Here is a 22,077-nt window from a genome sequence, read left to right as displayed (position 1 = left end):
TTACTACATAGGCAAAAAGCTAGAGGTTTCTCTAGCTTTGCACGTGTTTCAAATATCCCCTTTGCGCGATCATAAAGTAAATCGCAGAAGCTACAATGTATGCTCCAATTACAATCGCACCTGATTTCCATAAATCAATATAAAGCATTTTCCCTAACGTATGAAGAGCAAATCCACTATGAATTGCACCGATCAAAATTGGGATAAAGAAGATAACGCCCATTTGTCGAATCGCAATTTTACGAATTTCTTTATCTGTCATACCGATTCTCTTTAACGATTTAAATTGAATACGATCTTGTTCTTTATCGTTAAACCATTTAAAGTATGTCATACTACAAGCGAAGAAGAAGAACAGTACAGCTACGAAGAAACCGATAAACATCGTAATTGCTCCTGATTCCCTTATATTTTTATAGGCGAGCACCGAGTTATTTAATTCCCCTTGCTTATCTGGTACAATTTCCTTTTTCAAATCTAACACAAGGTCTTCCGTACTTTTCCAGTCTTCTATATAATAACCGTAATATTTCGTCTTTTCTTCATCTGGTACGAGCTTTGCGTATTTCTCAAAATCTTGATCATTCACAATGAGATATTCACTATCATTAAAAACAGAAAATGGAGTTGGCTCATTTAATTGAACAGACTGCGTTTGTCCGTTAATTTTAATTTCATACGGTTTCGTACGATCTATCTTCATCATATCGTTCGCCATATCCATTACGACCATCGTTGCACTACCTGGTGCATTATGAACTTCTCTAACTTGTTCTCTCTTTTGTTTACGTACTTCAGCATTATATTCTTTTTCTGAAACAATCGCCATCGGTACTTCATGTTCACTGTTAAACATCGTGATTTTTTGAGTTCCAGGAAGTTTTACGTACATTACTTCTCGCGCTTCTTCAAATCCGTGTTTTTTTATTAATTCTTTTGCCTTTCCTTCTTTGATGACATTATGCGTATTTATTCCCTTTTCCTCATACGAAATAGCATGCGGGGTACTAGTTACTGCCTTATAACTCATATCCTCAAAAAATACGTACAGTGTACCAACTGCTGAAGATACAACGGCCGTAATGATAGAAATTACAAATAGAAAACGAGCATTATCTTTCATTTTATAAATAAGATTGCTAAGTACGAACATATTTGGATATGTATAAAAAGATCTTTTTCTTTTTTGCAATGCTTTTAATACGACTGTACTACCTTGTGTAAACAGTAAATAAGTTCCGCCTATCGTCAGCCCTACAATCGGTAAAAACAGAATGATAAAATTCATAAATGTCACTTGGAAGCTCAGTACATATGCAACAATAATACATCCTATACCAACTACACATAACGATGTAAATGCAAAAGGTTCTACTTTTTGTTTTCTTGCTTCTCTTAATAAATCAATAATTTGCAAGCGCCCTACTGTCCAAACACTAAACAATGATAGGATTAAAAATAGAATAAAGTATATACCTGCTGTAATAAGAATTGCTTTACTATTCCATACGAGTGGAAGTGTTTTATCTATTTTCAATATTACGCTTAATGCTTGGAAAAATAATTTTGAACAAAGCATGCCAAGCCCAATACCTACTACAATTGCAATGCTACCTAACATAAGCTGTTCTAATATAATCATTCGGCCAAGTTGAGATTTTGTTCCGCCTATTAATGTTAATAGACCAAACTCTTTTTTTCTTGCTCGTAAAAATGTTGAATTTGCATATAAAATAAAGAGTGCTGAGAAGATGACTACAATATAATTCATCGATTCTAGCCCTTTTGAGATCATCTCTCTCATACTAATATTACCACTTACGACATCTGGATGATAAATAAAGGAAGCATACATGAAAAATACGACAATCGATAAACAGCTACTAATAAGGAAAGCTTTATAATTACGCCAATTTCCTTTTACGTTATTAAGCGCGAGCTGGCGAAAGTTCATGATATTCCCCTCCTAGCATCGCAAGTACGTCCAGAATTTCTTGGAAAAAGGCTTGTTTCGTTCTTCCTTTATGTATTTCTGAAAAAATTTCTCCGTCGCGAATGAAAAGAATACGCTCACAATAACTCGCCGCTACTGGATCATGCGTTACCATTGCAATTGTCACTTTCTTTTGTTCATGTAAATCTTGCAACGCGCTCATTAATGATTTTGCTGACTTTGAATCTAAGTTTCCAGTTGGCTCATCCGCTAAAATTAACGTCGGTTCATGAATGATTGCTCTCGCAGCTGCTGCACGTTGTTGCTGTCCGCCTGATACTTCATATACTTTTTTATTTAATATTTCTTCGATATTTAAGAACTTTGCAATCTCAAGCACTTTTGCATCGATTTCATTTACAGATTTCTTCGCCATTACAAGTGGTAAAATGATATTTTCTTTAATCGATAACGTATCAAGTAAGTTAAAATCTTGGAAAATGAACCCTAAATGTGTACGGCGAAACTCTGCTAATTTTGCAGCACGCATTTGATTAATTTCTTCGCCATTTACAAGCACATGACCTGAAGTTTGCTTATCAATTGTTGCTAATAAATTTAAAAGCGTTGTTTTCCCGCTTCCTGAAGGACCCATAATCCCTACAAATTCGCCTTCTTCTATTTTAAAATTTATATCATTTAAAGCAGTCGTCGCTACTGAACCTTTTGATTGGTACACCTTTGTTAATCCTTTTACTTCAAGAACACTCATTTCTAATCCCCCTATGTGTTTTCTTCTTACATTTACTATAAGAAAAATAAGAAAAAGAAACGAGTGATTTCCCTTACAAAACGTTTTGTTATCTTACAGTTTTGTCATTTTTCTCATTAATGTATGATATTCTTCATCTTTTGCAAATTGGAACGTGAATGTTGTCCCTTCCCCTTCAGCCGATTGCACATACATTCCATGATGTAAATTATCGCAAATTTCCTTCGTAATATATAAACCCATTCCAGTCGCTTCTCTCGTTTTACGGCCATTTATTCCCGTAAAGAATGGATCAAATATACGCTTTACATCTTGCTTTGGAATACCAATTCCATTGTCCTTAATATGTAGTAACACCTTTTGATCTTTCTCTTCAATTTGAAATTGAATTTCCTTTTTCTCTGCTTCTGAAATTTTCGTATACTTAATTGCATTTACAACAATTTGCCCTATAGCAATACTGAGCCATTTTCTATCAGATGCAACCATACAAGTATCTTCATCAAACATTACTTTCGGAAATACCGACGATTGAATGAAAGATTTTCGATTTTCATTAATAATACCCCTGATGATATCTATCACATTTACTACTTCTACTTTATAATCTTTCGCAAATTGCTCTAACCTTGCCATATGTAACGCTAAATCTAAACCATTTAGTATACGATTATTTTCTTCGCGAATACTTTCAACTGTTGCTCTTGCTTCACGATGCTCTTTACCAAACTTTTGTAATAGCAATTCTATAACCGATACTGGTGTTTTCATTTGATGAATCCATTGGTTCATAAATATCATTTGCTGTTGTTCTTTCGCATGTTGTTTATGAACTTCATTCATATATTGCTGTCTTAATAGCGTAAACGATTCAACAACCATCTCTTGCTCTGACGTATAAGAAGTATCAATAAGTAAAGAGTCGTGTAATGTATTTCCGCTAGCAACATATTTTTCGATTCTTTTTAAAAATATACTTCGTTTTCGATAATCGTAAATAAGGTATACAATAAATACAACTGTCCCTAATAAAAGCCCATATAACCACGTACTCCAATCAATGGATCTTTTTTCTAAAAAACTTTGCAACTGCAAAACGAGCCCAAATAAACAAAGGCTACTAATATAAGAAAGAAGTAAAGAAAAACGGTCCATGAAGTAATTTTTAACCTTCATGCCCTTCGCCCCACTCTGTAAGAAGCGCATAACCATATCCGCGTTTCGTTACAATTGCATTTTGAATGCCTAGCTCCTCTAGTTTCTTCCTTACGCGTTTTACATTTACGGTTAATGTATTATCATCAACAAAAGCTACCTCATCCCACAGGGCTTCTAACAGTTCTTCACGCGTTACATATTGATTTGCTTGTTTCATTAAACATTCTAATAAGTAAAATTCATTTTTTGTCAGCTCCGTTTGTTGCCCCTGCCACTCAACAATGTGCTGGGACGGAAATAACAACAGTCCATTTACACCTAAACAATCACTCTCAGCAACAGAGGCATACTCACCATAGCCACGACGAAGTGCACTTTTCACCTTAGCCATTACAATATCTAAATGGAATGGCTTCGTAATGTAATCATCTCCACCATTCTCGATCGCCATTACTTGATCCATTTCCCCTGTTCTTGCAGAAACAAAAATAATCGGCGCATTCGATACAGTACGAATTTGACGACACCAATAAAAACCATCAAAATATGGTAAATTAATATCCAGTAATACGAGATGAGGATTTATTTTTACGAACTCATCTTTTATATGACGTAAATCACTTGCTCTAAACGATTGATAGCCATACCTTTCTAAATGCTCCTCTAATATTCTCGCTATTTTTTCATCATCTTCTACAATTAATATTTTATACATGTTCGTTTTCTCCCCATAAAAAATTCTTCCAAAGCCACTCCTTGTTCTATTATAAATTGAAAATTAAATTAGTGGGTATTTTTTCCTATACGAATCAGACATTTACAATAAAAAAAGACTGCCATATTTCGGCAGTCTTAATCGATAAATTCAAATTGATATTCAAGAATTTTTACAATATCTCCGTCTACTGCACCACGTGCACGAAGGGCTTCATCAATACCCATTCCACGCATTTGACGAGCAAATCGGCGTACAGATTCATCACGTGAGAAGTCTGTCATTTTGAATGTTTTCTCAATATCATAACCAGAAATAACAAATGTGCCATCACTTTCGCGTGTAATTTCAAAATTAGATTCAGATTCAAATTTGTACATTACACTTGCTTCAGATTCTTCTACATCATCGTACATTGGGAATTCTGGTGTTGTTTCTAATAAGTTCGCTACTTCAAATAGTAAGTCACGAACACCTTGTTTCGTTATAGCTGAGATTGGGAAAATTTTCACTTCGTCTCCCAATTTTTCTTTAAATGCTTGTAAGTTTTCTTCTGCACCTGGCATATCCATTTTGTTTGCAACAACAACTTGTGGACGCTCAGTTAAACGCATATTGTATTCTTTTAGTTCACTATTGATTGTTACATAATCTTCATATGGCTCACGGCCTTCTAAACCAGACATATCGATAACGTGCACGATTACACGTGTACGCTCAATATGACGTAAGAATTGGTGTCCAAGTCCGACGCCGGCATGTGCGCCTTCAATTAGTCCAGGAAGGTCAGCCATAACGAAGCTGCGGTTATCACCAGTTTCAACAACACCAAGATTTGGAACGATTGTTGTAAAGTGATACTCTGCAATTTTCGGACGCGCTGATGATACAACAGATAATAATGTAGATTTACCTACACTTGGGAATCCAACAAGTCCAACATCTGCTAGCACTTTAAGTTCTAACGTGACATCACGTTCTTGACCTGGTTCACCGTTCTCAGCGATTTCTGGCGCTGGGTTCGTCGGTGTTGCGAAACGTGAGTTACCACGACCACCGCGGCCACCCTTTGCGATTACAGCTGTTTGTTCATGCGTTACTAAATCGGCAAGAATTTCACCTGTTTTTTCATCTTTTACTATTGTTCCCGGTGGAACCTTTACGATTAAATCTTCAGATTTACGACCGTGCTGACCTTTACTCATTCCATGCTGACCACGATCAGCTTTGAAATGACGTTGGTAGCGGAAGTCCATTAATGTACGTAAGCCTTCCTCAACAACAAAAACAACATCTGCACCTTTACCACCGTCGCCACCTGCTGGGCCACCTTTAGGTACATACTTCTCACGACGATACGCAACCATTCCGTTACCACCGTCGCCGCCTTTTACATATATCTTGACCTGATCTACAAACATTATTTCACCACACTTTTTTCGATTGGTTGTAATATAACTGAGACTTCTTCGTCTCGTACTGTATAAGAAATGGAATACCATTTATTGTTTTGGTTCGCAAGCCAATTCTGTAGTTCTTCTACACTCGTTAGCTTACCACGAAAATCAAAAAAGAAACGAGCATTCTCCGCGTCACATTCAATTGTGATACAAACATAATTTTCAACATATACGTCTAAACTATGCTGAAGTATTGAGAAAAATTGATTCGTCCATATACATACAGTCTCATCTAAGTGAGATAAGTTATGTAATTTCCCTAATACTTCGTACTCCAATAAGCACGGCTGCTGTTTCCAATTATATGTTAAAATCCACTCTGAAAATAAAGGCATTGATAGCCCTATCAGATTGGATTCTTGTCTCGCTTCTTGGACAAAACGATCGATGAGACTATGAATCTCTTCCACTTTTCCAAGGGAAAGGTTTCCTTTCACCATCTGCATACGATTGAGCCAATCATGTCTTGAATGACGCAATGCATCTATAATTGTCCATTTTTCATTCATTTAGATACCCCTTAATATAGAAAAACTCTAACCTGCACTCAGGTTAGAGTTTTCCGTGAGTTCTTATGCTTCTTGAGCAACAGGATATACGCTCACTTGTTTGCGGTCACGGCCAAGACGCTCAAAGCGTACTACGCCGTCAACTTTCGCGTATAAAGTGTCATCGCCACCACGACCAACGTTAACACCTGGATAAATTTTTGTACCGCGTTGACGGTAAAGAATTGAACCACCTGAAACCGTTTGACCATCTGCGCGTTTAGCACCAAGACGTTTTGACTGAGAGTCACGACCGTTCTTTGTACTACCTACACCTTTCTTAGATGCGAAAAACTGAAGATCTAATCTTAACATACGTTACACCTCCTGCACTTTTTCTATTAAACGGATATACTTTCCGTAATCAAGTTCGATCGTCTTAAGCGAAACAACCAATCCTTCTAAAAGCGTTTGTGCTTTTTCTGCTGCATGAACGTCTAAATCATTAGGCAATTCATACGTTAAGAATCCGCCATCACTTCCGAGTTCAATAGTTGCCTGCACATTACAAAGTTCTTCCACTGCATTTATAGAACCAAACACAACCGCTGTAGTTGCTGCACAGACAAGGTCTTGTCCATGTGGCGCATAATTGGCATGTCCAGTCATTTTAAATGATTGGATACTTCCTAATTTCGTGCGACTTATCGTAATTTTAATCATGTTAACCTGGATTAAGCGTTGATAGCTTCAACAACTAGCTTAGTGTAAGGTTGACGATGACCTTGTTTCTTACGATTGTTCTTTTTCGCTTTGTATTTGAAAACGATGATTTTCTTAGCGCGACCTTGTTTTTCAACTTTCGCAGTAACTGTTGCACCTTCTACAACTGGGCTACCAACTTTAACGTTTTCGCCACCAACGAAAAGAACTTTGTCAAAAGTAACAGTTTCACCAGCTTCAACATCTAATTTTTCAATGTAGATTGCTTGACCAGCTTCAACTTTAATTTGTTTTCCACCTGTTTCGATAATTGCGTACATACTTGCACCTCCTCTTAATTACTAAGACTCGCCAAAAACGAGGTAGACATAAATGTCTTTAGGGAACCTGTCTTGTGCGGTTGTAGCATATAGCCGTTTAGGTGCTATAAACTATAACATAAAGATGTTATCATGAATCATAGACGGTTGTCAATAAATGTTCTGCTAACTATTTTTTCCGTTCTACAATTTCTGTTTTACTTCCAAAACGAATAATAGCATACTTTTCGATCATATCATCTTTGAAATAAATTTCAAATGGAATATTTTTGTGTAATTCTTTTTGCAAGAATTGTTTTTGTAATTCTTTAGGTGCCGCGATTAATACTGCCTCATCCTCTATATTGCCATATGTAATTAGCTCTCTCTCTAACTCATACGCAATTGTTTCATATGACATCACATACCCCGTCGCTTTGCACGGTACACACTCTTCTAGTAATACGTCGCGTAAAGAATGTTTCTTACGTTTACGTGTCATCTCCAAAATCCCTAACTCTGTAAAACCGAGCACTCTTGTATATGTGCGATCATTTTGCATAGCAGCCATCAGACATTCTCTTACCTTTTCTTTATCTTCTCTTCTTTTCATATTAATAAAATCAATTAATATCATACCACCGATATCACGCAGTCTTAATTGACGTGCAATCTCTTCAGCTGCCACTTCATTTGTACGAAGGACTGTATCTTGTAAATTCTGTTTTCCAGTAAACTTACCCGTATTCACATCAATTACAGTCATCGTCTCCATTTGTTCCACAATTAAATAAGCACCATTCGGGAGCCACACAATTTTTTGAAGTGCTTTCTCGATCTCACGCTCTATTCCAAAATGGTTAAACATTGAAGATTTTTCATTATAAAAAGTTACTTTTTCTTTTCCGATCTTTTCTTCTAATTCTTTTACTATACTTCTTGTATCTACAACTACTTTTTCAATCGTTTCAATCGGATTCTCTTGGAATACACGATCTAAAAAGGTCGCTGGTCGATGAAGTAGTAACGGTGCCTTTCCTTGGCCCTCTTTTCTTTTTAGCTCTTCATATAACTGCTGTAATCTTTGCATTTCAGCTTGTATTTCTTCAATTTCTCCTTTTTCAGAAGCAGAGCGAAAAATATAACCTCCTGTCCCTTCTACCTCAATTTGGAGTAGCTGTTGCCTTCTTTTATTGTTTTTTATTTTCCGAGAAACCGCACGCATTTCATCATATGGCATATAAACGACATATTTCCCGGTAAATTCTATGTTCGCCGTCAATTTCGGCCCTTTCGTATCAATTGCCTCTTTCACAACTTGCACAAGTACTGCTTGCCCTTCATGTATACGATAAGAAGATGGTACATCATCGTATGAAAGGTACGCATGTTTTTCTAAACCGATGTTTACAAAAGCTGCGTTCATTCCAGCAATCGTTCTTACGATACGTCCAACATAAATATGCCCAACAATCTCTTGTTCTTCATTTCGTTTCCATAAAAACTCAACAATTTTTTTCTTCTCTTCAATTGCAACGCGTTTTTCCGATCCTGCATAGTTCATATATAACGTTTTCAAAATTCTTTCCTCACTTTATAATCTTCTTTGCTTTTACAATAATAAAAGGTTAGTGCTATCGTCAACACTAACCGATTAATTCTTCAACAGATGAAGTTGTTCGTTTTTCAGTAAAATACGCATAGAGTAGTTCATTTTCATCCAATGTGTAATGTTCTTTATATTTTCCATGGACGATAATAGAGTGCTTATACCCTCTACGAAATTTTGTGAATATCTTATATAAATGATCTTCTGATTGCACTTCAATAGGTGCAATCTTTTCAATTCCTCTTTTATTCCCATAATAACGTTCTAATAAAAAACGCATAAAGGCATACTGTCTTTGTTTCCACTCTTGATATAACGACACCGCTAAAAATATGAGTAATACCCACATCATAATATTGTTACTATTCCAAAGTAACTGCCACACTAGTATTACACTAAAAAAAACACATGATAATTTCATCATCTTTTCATGTGCTTGTAAATAAGGAAAACGATATGATAATACGTTAAACAATACTTTTCCACCATCAAGCGGCCAAATAGGTAGTAAATTAAATGCTAAAATAATTATATTATTCCATATAAAGAAATAATATAAATCTGCACCCAGCCAACCAGCTTCAAACACTATATAACCTACCACCATCATCCAAATATGTTGTATAGGCCCTGCAATTACAACAACAAGTTCCTCTTTCAATGACTTATTCCCATGTTCTTCAAGCTCAGCCACACCACCAAACGGTAAAAGTTGAATCTTTTTAATACGCCAATTGTAGTGTGCCGCCGCGAAGGCATGCCCAAGTTCATGGATAAGAACGATACAAAATAACAGTAGTAACTCTTTAAAACGTGCCGTAAAAATACCAATGACAATAATAACCCAAAATAACGGATGCACTGAAATCTTCGTTAAAACTTCTCTATATTTAATCAAATGAAATCACCTGGATCGGGTCAATAAATTTTTCATTCTTTTTTATCGCGAAATAAAACTTACCATTTTTATTATTCGCATCATTATTCACCGTTCCAATTTTTTGTTTCTTTGAAACGTAATCATATAATTTCACTGTCATGTCATTTAAATTCGCATACCACGATTCTGTTCCATCTGCATGCTGAATTTGAACCGTATTACCAAGTTCCTCTTTCTTACCTGCAAAAACAACTAGCCCTTCATTCACTGACTCAACAGTTGCATTTGTAGCTGTTTGAACAAATACACCTTGGCCATTTTTTTGAAACCCTTGCATCACCTTTCCAGAAGCAGGGATAGCATAATCTTTTTGCTGAATAGTTCCTTCTTTTTTCTCAGTAGGTGAATAAAATACGAGCGGTTTTCCAAACTGCTTTTCGTACCATTTCGCTACAGTAGCAAACTGAAATTCTTCTTTCATCACTTTTTCTGTAACAGCTTTAGCACCGTCGAAAGAAGGGGGGGCATTCTTATATAAAATAGCGACAGAAAGAACTAATATTGCTGATAACAAAACTTTGAAGAAAAATACTTCTTTTCGAAATAAAGGATGAATTTCCTTTTCTCCTTCTTCAATAAATACTGTTTCACTATCAAAATTCCCTCCAGCAAAATACTGCTCTTCCTCCATCCTTTCTTGCTCTGCCTTCCTTTTCGCAATCCGTTTTTTAATTTCTTCTACACGTCTATTTTTCATACTGTCTCCTTTCTTTCGTTAAGCTAATTTAAATAGAAACAGTTGTATACAGTTTGTACATATGTATGAGCTAAGAAAGGAAGATATTCGTGTCAAGAAAAAAGAAAGCACTTCGCATATATGCGAAGTGCTTTTAACGGATTCCAAAGAAGTTTTTCATCTTTGTAAATACCGATACCTTTTCTTGTCCAAATGCTTGCAATGGTACATTCTCACCCAACAAGCGTCTTGCAATATTACGATAAGCTAACGCTGCTTTTCCGCTCGGTTGCAACGCTACAGGTTCACCTGTATTTGTAGCACGAATAACTTCATCATCATCCTCGACAACACCAAGAAGCTCGATTGACAATGTACGTACGATTTCATCAACATCTAACATATCCTGCTCATGAAGCATATGACTACGCACACGATTAATAACAAGTTTTGGTGGTTCAATATCCTCTTTTTCTAAAAGCCCGATAATACGATCCGCATCGCGCATTGAGGATACTTCTGGCGTCGTAACAACGATTGCTTTATCCGCACCAGCTACCGCATTTTTAAATCCCTGCTCAATCCCCGCAGGACAATCAATTAATATGTAATCATAATCTTGACGTAATACTTGTATTAATTCATCCATTTGTTCAGGTGTTACCGCTGATTTATCACTCGTTTGCGCTGCAGGTAATAAATAAAGATCATCAAAACGCTTATCTTTAATAAGCGCCTGAGGTAAACGGCAACGCCCTTCAACGACATCAACAAGATCAAATACAATACGATTTTCCAGCCCCATTACTACGTCTAAGTTTCGAAGACCGATATCTGTGTCAATTAAGCACACTTTCTTTCCAGATAACGCCAGGGCTGTACCAATGTTCGCAGACGTTGTAGTTTTACCTACTCCGCCTTTTCCAGATGTAATTACTATTGCCTCTCCCACAGCTATACAATTCCCCTTTCTAACTTTGTTAAATTAGGTCTAAGATGAGTGAGAAGTTGCAGTCGATCGACAACAATGTGATTGTTCTCATTAATATACGCACATTCTGCCGCCTCCGCTCCGTCTTCTTTCTCTTCCGGAGCCCGCATTGCCACATCACTAATTCGAAGTTGCATCGGGTTCATATCAGATGCAGCGATTACAGCATCCGAATCCCCATAATACCCAGCATGCGCAATTCCTCTTAATGATCCTACGACAAAAATATTCCCCCCAGCGATAACCGTTCCGCCTGGATTAACATCTCCAATTAACAATAAATTTCCTTTTACATGTAAAACTTGTCCAGAGCGAACAATTTTGGAAATAGGGACAATTTCTGTTTCTTCTTTCCAAGCTATTGCTTCTGCTTTCGTTATAACATCACTTTCAATTGAATCCACAACAAGATTCTTTTTATTACGAATTAACGTACGAATCTCTTCTTGTTGGACTTCTGTTAAATAACGATTTCCCACTTTCACATGCACTTCAATTAAAGAGCGCCCATCACCATCATAGTAATGTGTAGAAAGCTTTTCATCCAGTTCCTCCAGTAATTCAGAGAATGAACAACAATCATCTAAATGAAGCGTTATTCCGTCTTTTGTCCCTTTTATTGTTACATTTTGTTGCTTTTTTTCTTCCACTAAAGTTCACCCCACCGATTCAATTCGACATAAAATTAGAAAATCCTTTTTTCTTTTTCTTCCATCGCTTTTGAAAGACGCACTAAATATCGTCTCAGTGGGAAACAAACTATCAATAAGAAAATTGCATTTAGCAATAAAGTAGACAGGAGACGATCTGTGAAAAAGACATACGCTGACATATGAGTACGTCCTAACAAAGTTAAAAATCCATACACATAATACTCTAGTGCTACAATGCTAGCTAGTACAATAGAAGCAACAATAAATAAATTCAATTGTAGTATCTTCATCACACTATAAACTAAATAAGCTAAAATCGGATACGCAAATATATATATACCGACAAGTTCTGTGTATACGGTATCAAATAAGAAACCAAATAAGAGTCCGTAATAAATCCCTTGGACCGGACTATAGTACACAGTAATAAAACATAACACAATTATAAAGAAATGAGGTGCTGCTATACTGTCTTTCCAAAAAACCTCTGTTGGAACAATAGTAGCAAACATATTTTCAAATAGAAAAACAAAAAGGAGCAAAAGAGGAAGAGCTGCTCTTTTTAAAATCTTCATCATCTCTTCTCCCCCTCCTATTCTAATGGCGCTGAAGGCGTTGCACGTTTAGCAACCATAATATGCTCTACGTCATTCAAGTCAGCGGCCGGTTTTACATAAGCTGTTTTTGTTAAGCCGTATGGATCTGGCTGAACATCAACGATTGTTCCAATTACAAGACCTTTCGGGAAAATATCACCAAGTCCAGATGTTACAACTAATTGATCTTTCGCTACCTGAGCATCAGAGCCAATCTTTGTGAAAAGAAGTAAGTGCTTTTCTTTGTCGTAACCTTCAATCAATCCGAAGATTTTCTCATCACCTTGTACGATAGCAGAAACACGATTTGTTCGGCTCATAGAGCTTAGCAATTCTACTGATGATGTAAACTGGGATACACTTTTCACTCGTCCAACTAGACCTTGTGAAGTTACTACAGCCATATCTTTTTTAATTCCTTGCTGTGCTCCTTTATCAATTCCGATTAAATCGTACCATTTATCTGGATTACGAGAAACAACAGTAGATGGAATTTCAGTATATTGGCTATTTAACTCTTTTTTACCCGTTAACTCTTGTAACTTCTTGTTATCATCTTCTAATTGTTTTACTTTCCCTGATAGACCTGCATAATTATCTAATTTTGCTTTTAATTCTTTATTCTCTTCATACGTGCGCTTTACATCCTCTACATTTTCGAAGAATCCAGCTACGTATTTCGCTGGCTTTTGGAATACACGTTCTACAACACCGACAGTGTCTTTAACAAACTGCTCTGGCCATGTTAAACTGTTCCGTTCTTTCAATGAGATTCCAATCAATGCCACGAGAAGAATAATACTAACTAACAAAACAATTAATCTTTTGTTTAAGAAAAACTGTGGCACGTTCACACCCTCTTAATTTCATTGATTTTTATTTTGCAATATTATCGAGCAGCAGTTTTGAAAAGATCGATATTGTCTAATGCTTTACCCGTTCCAATTGCTACGCAATCTAATGGGTCTTCTGCAACAAGAACTGGCATATTTGTTTCTTCACTAATCACTTTATCTAAGTTACGTAGTAATGCTCCGCCACCTGTTAATACGATACCACGGTCCATAATGTCTGCCGCTAATTCAGGTGGAGTTTTCTCTAACGTATTTTTAACAGATTCTACAATTGCATCTACTGTATCTTTTAATGCATCTGCAATTTCTTCTGGCTGAATTAGTACTGTTTTTGGTAAACCACTTACTAAATCACGACCGCGAATTTCCATAGGCTCGATACCTTCTGGCTCGCCTGCAGAACCGATTTCTAATTTTAATGCTTCAGCCGTTCTTTCACCAATCATTAAGTTATAGCTTTTCTTGATGTACTGAATGATTGAATCGTCCATATCATCACCCGCAACACGAACTGATTGACTTGTTACAATACCACCTAAAGAAATGATTGCAACTTCTGTTGTACCGCCACCGATATCAACAACCATACTACCAGTTGGTTCCCAAACAGGTAAGTTCGCACCAATTGCTGCTGCAAATGGTTCTTCGATTGGATAAGCATCACGAGCACCCGCTTGACGAGTCGCATCGATTACTGCACGTCTTTCTACAGCTGTAATACCAGACGGTACACATACCATTACGTAAGGCTTACGTGAGAAGAATCCATTTGATTTTTGAGCTTGTTGAATGTAATATTTCATCATTGTTGCTGTCGTTTCGTAATCAGCAATTACACCGTCTTTCATCGGGCGAAGTGCCACAACGTTTCCTGGTGTACGACCAATCATTTGTTTTGCATCGCTACCTACAGCAACGATTTGTTTCGTATCAGTTTGTAACGCTACTACTGAAGGTTCACGTAAAACTACACCTTTTCCTTTTACATATACAAGCGTGTTCGCAGTTCCTAAATCTATTCCAAGATCGCGAGTAAAGCCACCAAATCCAAACATATTATTTATCTTCCTTTCTTGTTTTCACGGACTCATTTTTTCTTACTTTATATTATAAAAACAGTACGTTTTTTATATCTTTATCCTTCTTGTAGATAAATTTCTACAAAAAACTCATAAATCACATTATAAAACAAAATAAGTAAAAAGCATAGTCTTAAATATGACCTTTTTCCTTTAAACTCACGAATTTATGGTCACCTATTATAATATGGTCAAGCACTTCAATTCCTATAATCTGGCCGCATTCTACTAAGCGTTTCGTTACTTCAATATCCTCTCGGCTCGGCGTGGGGTCTCCTGAAGGGTGGTTATGAAGACATATGATAGAGGCTGCTGCGCGGCGGAACGCTTCTTTAAAAACTTCTCTTGGATGTACAATTGATGTGTTTAAACTTCCAATGAAAATCGTTTGCCTATGTATAACTTGATTTTTTGTGTTCAAATATAAGCATACAAAATGCTCCTGCTGCAGGAAGCGCATTTCTTCCATCATATATCTCGCACAATCTTCTGGGCTTCGAATGCTGTATCTATTTTGATATTCTAAACGTACCATTCTTCTACCAAGTTCAAAAGCAGCTATAAGCTGGGCTGCCTTTGCAATCCCAACACCATGTATACTGACAAGCTCTTCTAACGTTGCATCTTTCAACATACGTAAACCATCAAAGTGATGTAAAATTTTATCTGATAACTTTAAAACTGTTTCTTCTTTAGAACCTGTTCTAAGTAACACAGCAAGAAGCTCCCGATTCGATAAACTTCCAGCTCCTTCTAACAATAAACGCTCCCGTGGCTGTTCTTCTTTGACAACATCACGAATACCGTTCATTTCTCCACCCCTTTATTTGTTCTCTCAAAGAAAATCCCATGCAATTTTACGCATGGGTTACATCAATATTAAATTGTTTTAATTCCCGAACAAGACGTGAAATTGGTAACCCGACTACACTATAGTAGTCCCCTTGAATATGTTGAACAAAAATAGATCCTTTACCTTGAATTCCATAACTTCCTGCTTTATCAAGAGGTTCTTTTGATGCAACATATACGTCAATTTCCTCTTCTGTTAATTCCCAAAACGTAACTTCTGTACGCTCGTAAAAAGTGACTGTTTTGTCTTTTGCTATAATTGCAACACCAGTATACACTTCATGTGTTTTCCCTGATAATAATTGCAACATTTCTTTCGCCTCAGCCTCATTAGAAGGCTTTCCAAGAATACGCGATTCATATGTAACAATTGTGTCTGCACCTAACACAATGTAATCACTATTCGTTTCTGCTACCGCAGATGCTTTTTGCAGGGCGAGGGACATAACGATATCAGAAGGTGATGAGTACGCACCAATCGTCTCTTCTACTTCACTTACAATGATTTCAAATGGTACATCCGCTAACTCAAGCAGTTCCTTCCTGCGAGGTGACCCTGATGCTAAAATAATTTTTCTCATATTTTCTCCTTCCTTTCTCACATGAAGCAGAATCATTTACATCAATCGTATCAAAGGAATAGTTTGTCCACAAATGAAAGAAATATTATTTTCTCTAAATAAAATAATACTTTTTACTAAAATACGATTATATTCCTGCCATAGAGAAAGCACTTTGCTCTAAATTCAAAAGAAAAGAAAGAAGTACCTATACTTCTTCCTTCGTCATTTCATTATCCTATTATTTCACCTTTTGGGAAACAATTTTTTCATATGAAAGTATACCATCAATAATAACTTGATTTAATTTCGCCAAAGATTCCTTATCACCTTTTCCATCCTTCACTGTTTGCACAGCTACTGACGTATACATATACAATTTCTTTGCTTCTTCCTGCTTCATACTTTTTCCTTCTTTTTCAATTGCTTTCCACTCTTTTTCAATCGCACCTATATCTTTTGCATTACTTTTTCCACTAGCTTGTACGCTGGAAGCATATTTTGCTAAATGAGTATATAATGGCTGTACTTTTGTTAAAAACGCCCCAACTTCTTTATCATCTTTAAGTAACGCTTTATCTGTTATATCCCAGTTCTTTTTCAATACGGAGACATTATCATTTTTATACTGCGTCATTAATTGATTTATACCTTGTTCATCGCTAGCAATACCAACAACTAATGCATACTTATCACCGCTCGGTTTTAAAGCTGCAACGCCTCCATTACCTTTCCACTCTTCAAGAGCGGCCTGTCCCTTTTCTTCGGAAGAATAAATCCCTCCTTGCACAAAAAATAATTTCATTGGATCTAATGACGTTCCTGTCTGTGCTTTTTGTTTTTCCTCTTTTGGTGCCGGTGTTTGTTCTGCCGTTCCACCCACCTTTGATTCTTCATTTCGCATCTGCTTCGAAGCTGTTACTTCGCTTCCGCCTGTCGCACCTTGTCCTTTAAGTAACTGTAGCATTCCCATCCCAAACGCCGTACCAATAACAATCGCAGTTGCAACGATTGCAATTAACGTATTGCTCCACTTCTTTCGTTTTTTTTCCTTAGACACCAATTTCGCTTTTTGAAACGGAACAACGTTTTTCGGTCTTTCACTTTCTACTACCATCCATTCAAATTCATCTTTCTTCTTCTCCTCATACTTCGCTTCTGTTCCATTCACTTTCACTGAGATCGTTCGTGATTGCTTGTCCATACACTCACACCTCACCTCTTATCGTTGTCCGCATCATATCATATTCATTTCACAAAAAAACGAGATATTTGTCAGAGGAATTCGCCAAATAACCCTATATATTTATCTTATATGTATGCATTTGACTTCATTTGTAGAACAGAAAAACTAGATAGCAAAGACTATCTAGTTTTTCTCGCGAATATATTTTCGAACTTCCGAAATGAAATAAAGAGAACCTGTTATGATAAAAACATCATTTTCTCCAATCATTTCAACCTTCGTATCAATTGCCTCTTTCCAATTTTCAAAAACTAGTTTTGACTCTTTCTTTGCATACGATGCAAGCTTGTCAGCAGAAATAGCACGATCAAAGGCGAATGTTGTAAAAATAATTTCATCGGCAATGGTTTCTAATTGATCTACCATATTATGCAATTGTTTATCACCTAGGGCAGTAAATAAAACTATTACATTTTTATTTTTGTAATGTGATTCTACTGTTTTCACAAGACTTTCGATACCTTCTGGGTTATGGGCACCATCTATAATAATATCTGGATTGTTTTGCAGTTTTTCAAATCGCCCAATCCAATACGCTTCCTGTAATCCAGTTCTTATTTCTTCTTCCTCAATTAAAAATGATAAGTATGTTTTGACATACATGACTGCCATAAGTGCAAGTACTGCGTTTCCTACTTGGTGAACACCTTTCATTGAGATTCGCACATCTTCAAAGGTGGCGAAAGGACAAGTGAAATCGAACTGTTCTCCATCTTCGCCAGACTGTTTATGTAACGCTGTAAAATGCTTGCCCATCTCGTATAAGTTTGCATGATTTTCCTTTGCAACTTTTTGAATGACTTGCAATGCTTCCTCATCTCGTACACCAGTAATAACTGGAACACCAGACTTAATAATCCCCGCCTTTTCATATGCAATTTCTCCTAGTGTGTTCCCTAAAATATGCATATGATCGTGGCCGATATTTGTAATAATCGTAAGAACAGGATGAATAACATTCGTAGAATCAAAGCGCCCTCCCAGCCCTGTTTCAAATAAAACAACATCACAGAAATTAACTTTACCGAAATAACAAATTGCCATAACAGTAATAATTTCAAACTCAGTCGCTTCCCCTAAATCCGTCTCATCTAGTTTTTCAACGACTGGCTTTACCATCTTTACAAGTTCAGTAATCTCTTCATCTGCAATTGGTGTCCCGTTCACACTAATACGTTCGTTAAATGTTTCAATATAAGGAGAGGTAAATGTTCCTACCTTATATTTTGCATCTTCTAACATGTAGCGCATATATGTTAACGTTGAACCTTTTCCATTTGTACCAGCAAGATGAACACATTTTATGTGACGCTCTGGATTTCCGAGCTCTTCTAGCATCCATCTCATTCTTTCTAATCCTGGTTTAATACCAAACTTCAATCGGCTATGAATCCACCCTATCGCTTCTTCGTATGTATGTATCACGTATGCTTTCCCCCTTTCAAAAGACAACCTTCATACTCCTATTATACGCAAAGAAAAGAGACTCACCAATATAGTGAGCCTCTAAAAAACATTTTACTTTTCAAGATCTGCTAGACGTTGGCGAACTGCTTCACGTTTTTCTAGGTAGTCTTGCTCTTTCGCACGCTCTCCGTCAATAACTGCTGCAGGAGCTTTCGCTACGAAACCTTGGTTTGAAAGTTTCTTCTGTACACGTTCTACTTCTTTGTCGAACTTCTCAAATTCTTTCTCAAGACGTGCTCTCTCTTCATCAAGATTGATAAGATCAGCTAACGGTAAGAATAACTCTGCACCTGATACGATTGCAGTCATTGCTTTTTCTGGTGCTTGTAAATCCGTTTGAATTATTAATTCGCTTGGGTTACAGAAACGCTCAATGTAAGAGCTGTTTTTTGTAAGTTGAGCAAGTACAGCCTCATCTTTTGCTTTAATTTGCATTTGAACTTTTTTGCTCATCGGCGTATTAACTTCTGCACGGATGTTACGAACAGAGCGAATGATATCAACTAGAAGGTGCATTTCTGCCGCAGCTTCTGTATCTTGTAAATCTTCGCGAACTGTTGGCCACGCTGCTACTGTAATAGATTCGCCTTCATGCGGTAAATGTTGCCAAATCTTCTCTGTTACGAATGGCATGAATGGGTGTAATAGACGCATTGTTTGGTCTAATACGTAAGCTAAAATAGAACGAGTTGTTTTCTTAGCTGCTTCATCTTCACCGTATAGTGGAAGTTTCGCCATTTCAATGTACCAGTCACAGAAATCGTCCCAAATGAAGTTGTATAATGAACGACCAGCTTCACCGAACTCATATTTATCCATGTTACGCGTTACGCTTTCGATTGTTTCGTTTAAGCGAGTTAAAATCCACTTATCCGCAACTGATTTTTCACCAGTTAAATCGATTTCTTCATACTTCATATCATCCATGTTCATTAATACGAAACGTGATGCGTTCCAAATTTTATTAATGAAGTTCCAAGTAGACTCTACTTTTTCCATACTGAAACGTAAATCTTGACCTGGTGCGCTTCCTGTTGATAAGAAATAGCGCATTGCATCTGCACCGTACTTCTCGATAACATCCATTGGATCAATACCGTTACCAAGAGATTTACTCATTTTACGTCCTTGCTCATCACGAACTAAACCGTGAATTAATACATCTTTAAATGGACGCTCACCAGTAAACTCTAAACCTTGGAAAATCATACGAGATACCCAGAAGAAGATGATGTCATAACCCGTTACTAATGCATCTGTTGAATAATAACGTTTAAAGTCTGCTGAATCTTCATCCGGCCAGCCAAGTGTTGAGAACGGCCATAACGCTGAACTGAACCATGTATCAAGTACGTCGTTATCTTGATTCCAGTTTTCAATATCTGCTGGTGCATCTGTACCTACGTATACTTCACCAGTTTCTTTATGATACCAAGCTGGAATACGGTGTCCCCACCATAATTGACGAGAAATACACCAGTCGTGAATGTTTTCCATCCAGCGTAAGTATGTGTTTTCAAAACGTTCTGGTACGAACGTTACTTTCTCTTCTTCTTTTTGTTGAAGCTCTACTGCCTTCTCAGCAAGTGGAGCCATTTTCACGAACCATTGTGTTGATAAGTAAGGCTCAACAACTGCACCACTACGCTCACTATGACCTACTGAATGCATATGAGGCTCGATTTCTACTAATACGCCCGCTTCTTGTAAGTCCTTCACTAACGCTTTACGGCATTCGAAACGATCCATACCGTTATACTTACCAGCTTTTTCGTTCATTGATCCATCTTCGTTCATTACTAAGATACGTGGTAAGTCATGACGGTTACCTACTTCAAAGTCATTCGGGTCATGAGCTGGTGTAATTTTTACAACGCCTGTTCCGAAATCTTTTTCTACGTACTCATCAGCAATAATTGGAATCTCACGGCCTACGATTGGAAGTGTAACTGTTTTCCCGATTAAATGCTTGTAACGATCGTCTTCTGGATGAACTGCTACTGCTGTATCACCAAGCATCGTTTCTGGACGAGTAGTCGCAAGACGAATATGACCAGAGCCATCTGTTAACGGATAGTTCATATGGTAGAATGCACCTTGAACTTCTTTATGAATTACTTCAATATCAGAAAGAGCTGTGCGTGTTGCTGGGTCCCAGTTGATAATATATTCACCGCGGTAAATCAAGCCTTTTTCGTATAATTGAACGAATACTTTATTAACCGCATCAGATAAACCTTCGTCTAATGTGAAACGTTCACGAGAATAGTCTAGTCCTAAACCAACTTTCCCCCATTGTTGACGAATGTGAGACGCGTATTCCTCTTTCCATTCCCAAGCTTTTTCAAGGAATTTCTCACGGCCAAGATCGTAACGTGAAATACCTTCTTCACGAAGTTTCCCTTCTACTTTCGCTTGTGTTGCGATACCTGCATGGTCCATTCCTGGAAGCCATAATACATCGTAACCTTGCATACGCTTCGTACGAGTTAAAATATCTTGAAGAGTTGTATCCCAAGCATGACCTAAGTGTAACTTACCAGTTACGTTCGGAGGTGGAATTACAATTGTGTATGGTTGTTTCTTCTCATCTCCTGTTGCTTCGAAATATTTGCCTTCAAGCCACCATTGATAAAGGCCTTCTTCAACGGACATATGATCATATTTAGTTGGTAAATTCTTTTCCGTGTTTGACATTATTTTCCCTCCTTAAAATAAAAAATGCCCCTCATCCAAAAAGGACGAGGGACATCGCGGTACCACCTTTATTTACAAACAAATTCAGAAATTTGCTTATACTCTTAATTTGATAACGGACAAATCCGTCTTTTCCTAATGAGAACTATTCCGTTCAGAAAAGATGCTCCAGGGCTACCTTCTAACATAACTATCTAGAGAATCTCCCAGCTAATGATTCTCCTCTCTGAAGACGTTTCTTGTTATACTCTTCCCCTTCAAGGCATTTATATGATTGTTAATTATTATATACAATAGTGTAAAAAACGA

22 protein-coding genes and 2 other annotated features are annotated in these 22,077 nt (G+C 37.0%); all 22 genes read right to left on the bottom strand.

Features of this window, described 5'->3' with window-relative positions:
• Positions 1–31: 31 nt before the first annotated feature.
• Positions 32–1,954 carry an ABC transporter permease gene (locus QEP67_RS05200; RefSeq protein ID WP_001011396.1) on the bottom strand — a complete coding sequence of 641 codons (1,923 nt, stop codon included), beginning with the start codon at positions 1,952–1,954 and terminating at the stop codon, positions 32–34.
• Positions 1,929–2,705, bottom strand: a complete 777-nt coding sequence (locus QEP67_RS05195) for an ABC transporter ATP-binding protein (RefSeq protein ID WP_000114530.1) — start codon at positions 2,703–2,705, stop codon at positions 1,929–1,931. Before QEP67_RS05195 ends, QEP67_RS05200 begins: the two co-directional genes overlap by 26 nt.
• Positions 2,706–2,798: 93 nt before the next feature.
• The gene (locus QEP67_RS05190; RefSeq protein ID WP_000865389.1) at positions 2,799–3,881 is read right to left on the bottom strand and encodes a HAMP domain-containing histidine kinase; all 1,083 of its coding nucleotides are present in this window, start codon (positions 3,879–3,881) and stop codon (positions 2,799–2,801) included.
• The gene (locus QEP67_RS05185) at positions 3,871–4,578 is read right to left on the bottom strand and encodes a response regulator transcription factor (RefSeq protein WP_048565743.1); all 708 of its coding nucleotides are present in this window, start codon (positions 4,576–4,578) and stop codon (positions 3,871–3,873) included. Before QEP67_RS05185 ends, QEP67_RS05190 begins: the two co-directional genes overlap by 11 nt.
• 137 nt (positions 4,579–4,715) lie before the next feature.
• Positions 4,716–5,999: a GTPase ObgE gene (obgE, locus tag QEP67_RS05180; RefSeq protein ID WP_000497116.1), complete on the bottom strand. Its 1,284-nt coding sequence runs from the start codon at positions 5,997–5,999 to the stop codon at positions 4,716–4,718.
• A complete protein-coding gene (locus tag QEP67_RS05175; RefSeq protein ID WP_001003578.1) occupies positions 5,999–6,547 on the bottom strand; it encodes a sporulation initiation phosphotransferase B in 549 nt (182 codons plus the stop codon). Before QEP67_RS05175 ends, obgE begins: the two co-directional genes overlap by 1 nt.
• A gap of 63 nt (positions 6,548–6,610) precedes the next feature.
• Positions 6,611–6,901: a 50S ribosomal protein L27 gene (gene rpmA / locus QEP67_RS05170; protein ID WP_000944957.1), complete on the bottom strand. Its 291-nt coding sequence runs from the start codon at positions 6,899–6,901 to the stop codon at positions 6,611–6,613.
• A gap of 3 nt (positions 6,902–6,904) precedes the next feature.
• Positions 6,905–7,249, bottom strand: coding sequence for a ribosomal-processing cysteine protease Prp (locus QEP67_RS05165; RefSeq protein ID WP_048565744.1), 345 nt, complete (start codon positions 7,247–7,249; stop codon positions 6,905–6,907).
• 11 nt (positions 7,250–7,260) lie between these two features.
• The gene (gene rplU / locus QEP67_RS05160; protein WP_000270907.1) at positions 7,261–7,569 is read right to left on the bottom strand and encodes a 50S ribosomal protein L21; all 309 of its coding nucleotides are present in this window, start codon (positions 7,567–7,569) and stop codon (positions 7,261–7,263) included.
• A 14-nt stretch (positions 7,570–7,583) separates the two neighbouring features.
• Positions 7,584–7,661, bottom strand: a sequence feature (ribosomal protein L21 leader region).
• 77 nt (positions 7,662–7,738) lie between these two features.
• Entirely contained in the window at positions 7,739–9,127 is a 1,389-nt protein-coding gene (locus QEP67_RS05155) for an Rne/Rng family ribonuclease (RefSeq protein WP_000855439.1), read from the bottom strand.
• 67 nt (positions 9,128–9,194) lie between these two features.
• Entirely contained in the window at positions 9,195–10,055 is an 861-nt protein-coding gene (spoIVFB, locus tag QEP67_RS05150) for a stage IV sporulation intramembrane metalloprotease SpoIVFB (protein WP_000599080.1), read from the bottom strand.
• Positions 10,048–10,794 carry a stage IV sporulation protein SpoIVFA gene (gene spoIVFA / locus QEP67_RS05145; protein ID WP_000797469.1) on the bottom strand — a complete coding sequence of 249 codons (747 nt, stop codon included), beginning with the start codon at positions 10,792–10,794 and terminating at the stop codon, positions 10,048–10,050. Before spoIVFA ends, spoIVFB begins: the two co-directional genes overlap by 8 nt.
• 133 nt (positions 10,795–10,927) lie before the next feature.
• Positions 10,928–11,725, bottom strand: a complete 798-nt coding sequence (minD, locus tag QEP67_RS05140; protein ID WP_000503312.1) for a septum site-determining protein MinD — start codon at positions 11,723–11,725, stop codon at positions 10,928–10,930.
• A gap of 2 nt (positions 11,726–11,727) precedes the next feature.
• Entirely contained in the window at positions 11,728–12,414 is a 687-nt protein-coding gene (minC, locus tag QEP67_RS05135) for a septum site-determining protein MinC (protein ID WP_000391511.1), read from the bottom strand.
• Between the two features lie 35 nt (positions 12,415–12,449).
• The gene (gene mreD, locus QEP67_RS05130) at positions 12,450–12,995 is read right to left on the bottom strand and encodes a rod shape-determining protein MreD (RefSeq protein WP_000975757.1); all 546 of its coding nucleotides are present in this window, start codon (positions 12,993–12,995) and stop codon (positions 12,450–12,452) included.
• Positions 12,996–13,009: 14 nt separating this feature from the next.
• Complete coding sequence (gene mreC / locus QEP67_RS05125; RefSeq protein WP_001135496.1) at positions 13,010–13,861, bottom strand: rod shape-determining protein MreC; 852 nt, start codon at positions 13,859–13,861, stop codon at positions 13,010–13,012.
• A gap of 41 nt (positions 13,862–13,902) precedes the next feature.
• Complete coding sequence (gene mreB, locus QEP67_RS05120) at positions 13,903–14,922, bottom strand: cell shape-determining protein MreB (protein WP_000466737.1); 1,020 nt, start codon at positions 14,920–14,922, stop codon at positions 13,903–13,905.
• A gap of 157 nt (positions 14,923–15,079) precedes the next feature.
• The gene (radC, locus tag QEP67_RS05115; RefSeq protein WP_001013378.1) at positions 15,080–15,757 is read right to left on the bottom strand and encodes a DNA repair protein RadC; all 678 of its coding nucleotides are present in this window, start codon (positions 15,755–15,757) and stop codon (positions 15,080–15,082) included.
• Positions 15,758–15,803: 46 nt separating this feature from the next.
• The gene (locus tag QEP67_RS05110; protein WP_001226270.1) at positions 15,804–16,379 is read right to left on the bottom strand and encodes a Maf family protein; all 576 of its coding nucleotides are present in this window, start codon (positions 16,377–16,379) and stop codon (positions 15,804–15,806) included.
• Positions 16,380–16,599: 220 nt separating this feature from the next.
• Entirely contained in the window at positions 16,600–17,562 is a 963-nt protein-coding gene (locus QEP67_RS05105) for a hypothetical protein (RefSeq protein WP_064449238.1), read from the bottom strand.
• 165 nt (positions 17,563–17,727) lie between these two features.
• On the bottom strand, positions 17,728–19,029 hold the full coding sequence (gene folC / locus QEP67_RS05100) for a bifunctional tetrahydrofolate synthase/dihydrofolate synthase (protein WP_000582058.1): 1,302 nt from the start codon (positions 19,027–19,029) through the stop codon (positions 17,728–17,730).
• Positions 19,030–19,122: 93 nt separating this feature from the next.
• Positions 19,123–21,768, bottom strand: coding sequence for a valine--tRNA ligase (locus QEP67_RS05095; protein WP_000072220.1), 2,646 nt, complete (start codon positions 21,766–21,768; stop codon positions 19,123–19,125).
• A gap of 37 nt (positions 21,769–21,805) precedes the next feature.
• Positions 21,806–22,038 (bottom strand) — a binding site (T-box leader).
• Between the last annotated feature and the right edge of the window lie 39 nt (positions 22,039–22,077).

Origin of the sequence: Bacillus cereus group sp. MS39 (genome assembly GCF_040448665.1) — a bacterium.
Lineage (GTDB): Bacteria > Bacillota > Bacilli > Bacillales > Bacillaceae_G > Bacillus_A > Bacillus_A wiedmannii.
The sequence above is the reverse complement of the archived record's forward strand: the minus strand, read 5'-3'. Positions and strand labels throughout refer to the sequence as shown.

Bases quoted from the DNA above. Each gene is read 5' to 3' on its own strand.
- QEP67_RS05195 (WP_000114530.1), bottom strand. From the start codon at position 2,705: ATGAGTGTTCTTGAAGTAAAAGGATTAACAAAGGTGTACCAATCAAAA.
- mreD (WP_000975757.1), bottom strand. From the start codon at position 12,995: ATGATGAAGATTTTAAAAAGAGCAGCTCTTCCTCTTTTGCTCCTTTTT.
- radC (WP_001013378.1), bottom strand. From the start codon at position 15,757: ATGAACGGTATTCGTGATGTTGTCAAAGAAGAACAGCCACGGGAGCGT.
- QEP67_RS05105 (WP_064449238.1), bottom strand. From the start codon at position 17,562: ATGGACAAGCAATCACGAACGATCTCAGTGAAAGTGAATGGAACAGAA.
- QEP67_RS05165 (WP_048565744.1), bottom strand. From the start codon at position 7,249: ATGATTAAAATTACGATAAGTCGCACGAAATTAGGAAGTATCCAATCA.
- mreB (WP_000466737.1), bottom strand. From the start codon at position 14,922: ATGTTTGGATTTGGTGGCTTTACTCGCGATCTTGGAATAGATTTAGGA.
- rpmA (WP_000944957.1), bottom strand. From the start codon at position 6,901: ATGTTAAGATTAGATCTTCAGTTTTTCGCATCTAAGAAAGGTGTAGGT.
- obgE (WP_000497116.1), bottom strand. From the start codon at position 5,999: ATGTTTGTAGATCAGGTCAAGATATATGTAAAAGGCGGCGACGGTGGT.
- QEP67_RS05185 (WP_048565743.1), bottom strand. From the start codon at position 4,578: ATGTATAAAATATTAATTGTAGAAGATGATGAAAAAATAGCGAGAATA.
- QEP67_RS05190 (WP_000865389.1), bottom strand. From the start codon at position 3,881: ATGAAGGTTAAAAATTACTTCATGGACCGTTTTTCTTTACTTCTTTCT.
- rplU (WP_000270907.1), bottom strand. From the start codon at position 7,569: ATGTACGCAATTATCGAAACAGGTGGAAAACAAATTAAAGTTGAAGCT.
- QEP67_RS05200 (WP_001011396.1), bottom strand. From the start codon at position 1,954: ATGAACTTTCGCCAGCTCGCGCTTAATAACGTAAAAGGAAATTGGCGT.
- QEP67_RS05175 (WP_001003578.1), bottom strand. From the start codon at position 6,547: ATGAATGAAAAATGGACAATTATAGATGCATTGCGTCATTCAAGACAT.
- QEP67_RS05110 (WP_001226270.1), bottom strand. From the start codon at position 16,379: ATGAGAAAAATTATTTTAGCATCAGGGTCACCTCGCAGGAAGGAACTG.
- QEP67_RS05095 (WP_000072220.1), bottom strand. From the start codon at position 21,768: ATGTCAAACACGGAAAAGAATTTACCAACTAAATATGATCATATGTCC.
- spoIVFA (WP_000797469.1), bottom strand. From the start codon at position 10,794: ATGAAAAATAGACGTGTAGAAGAAATTAAAAAACGGATTGCGAAAAGG.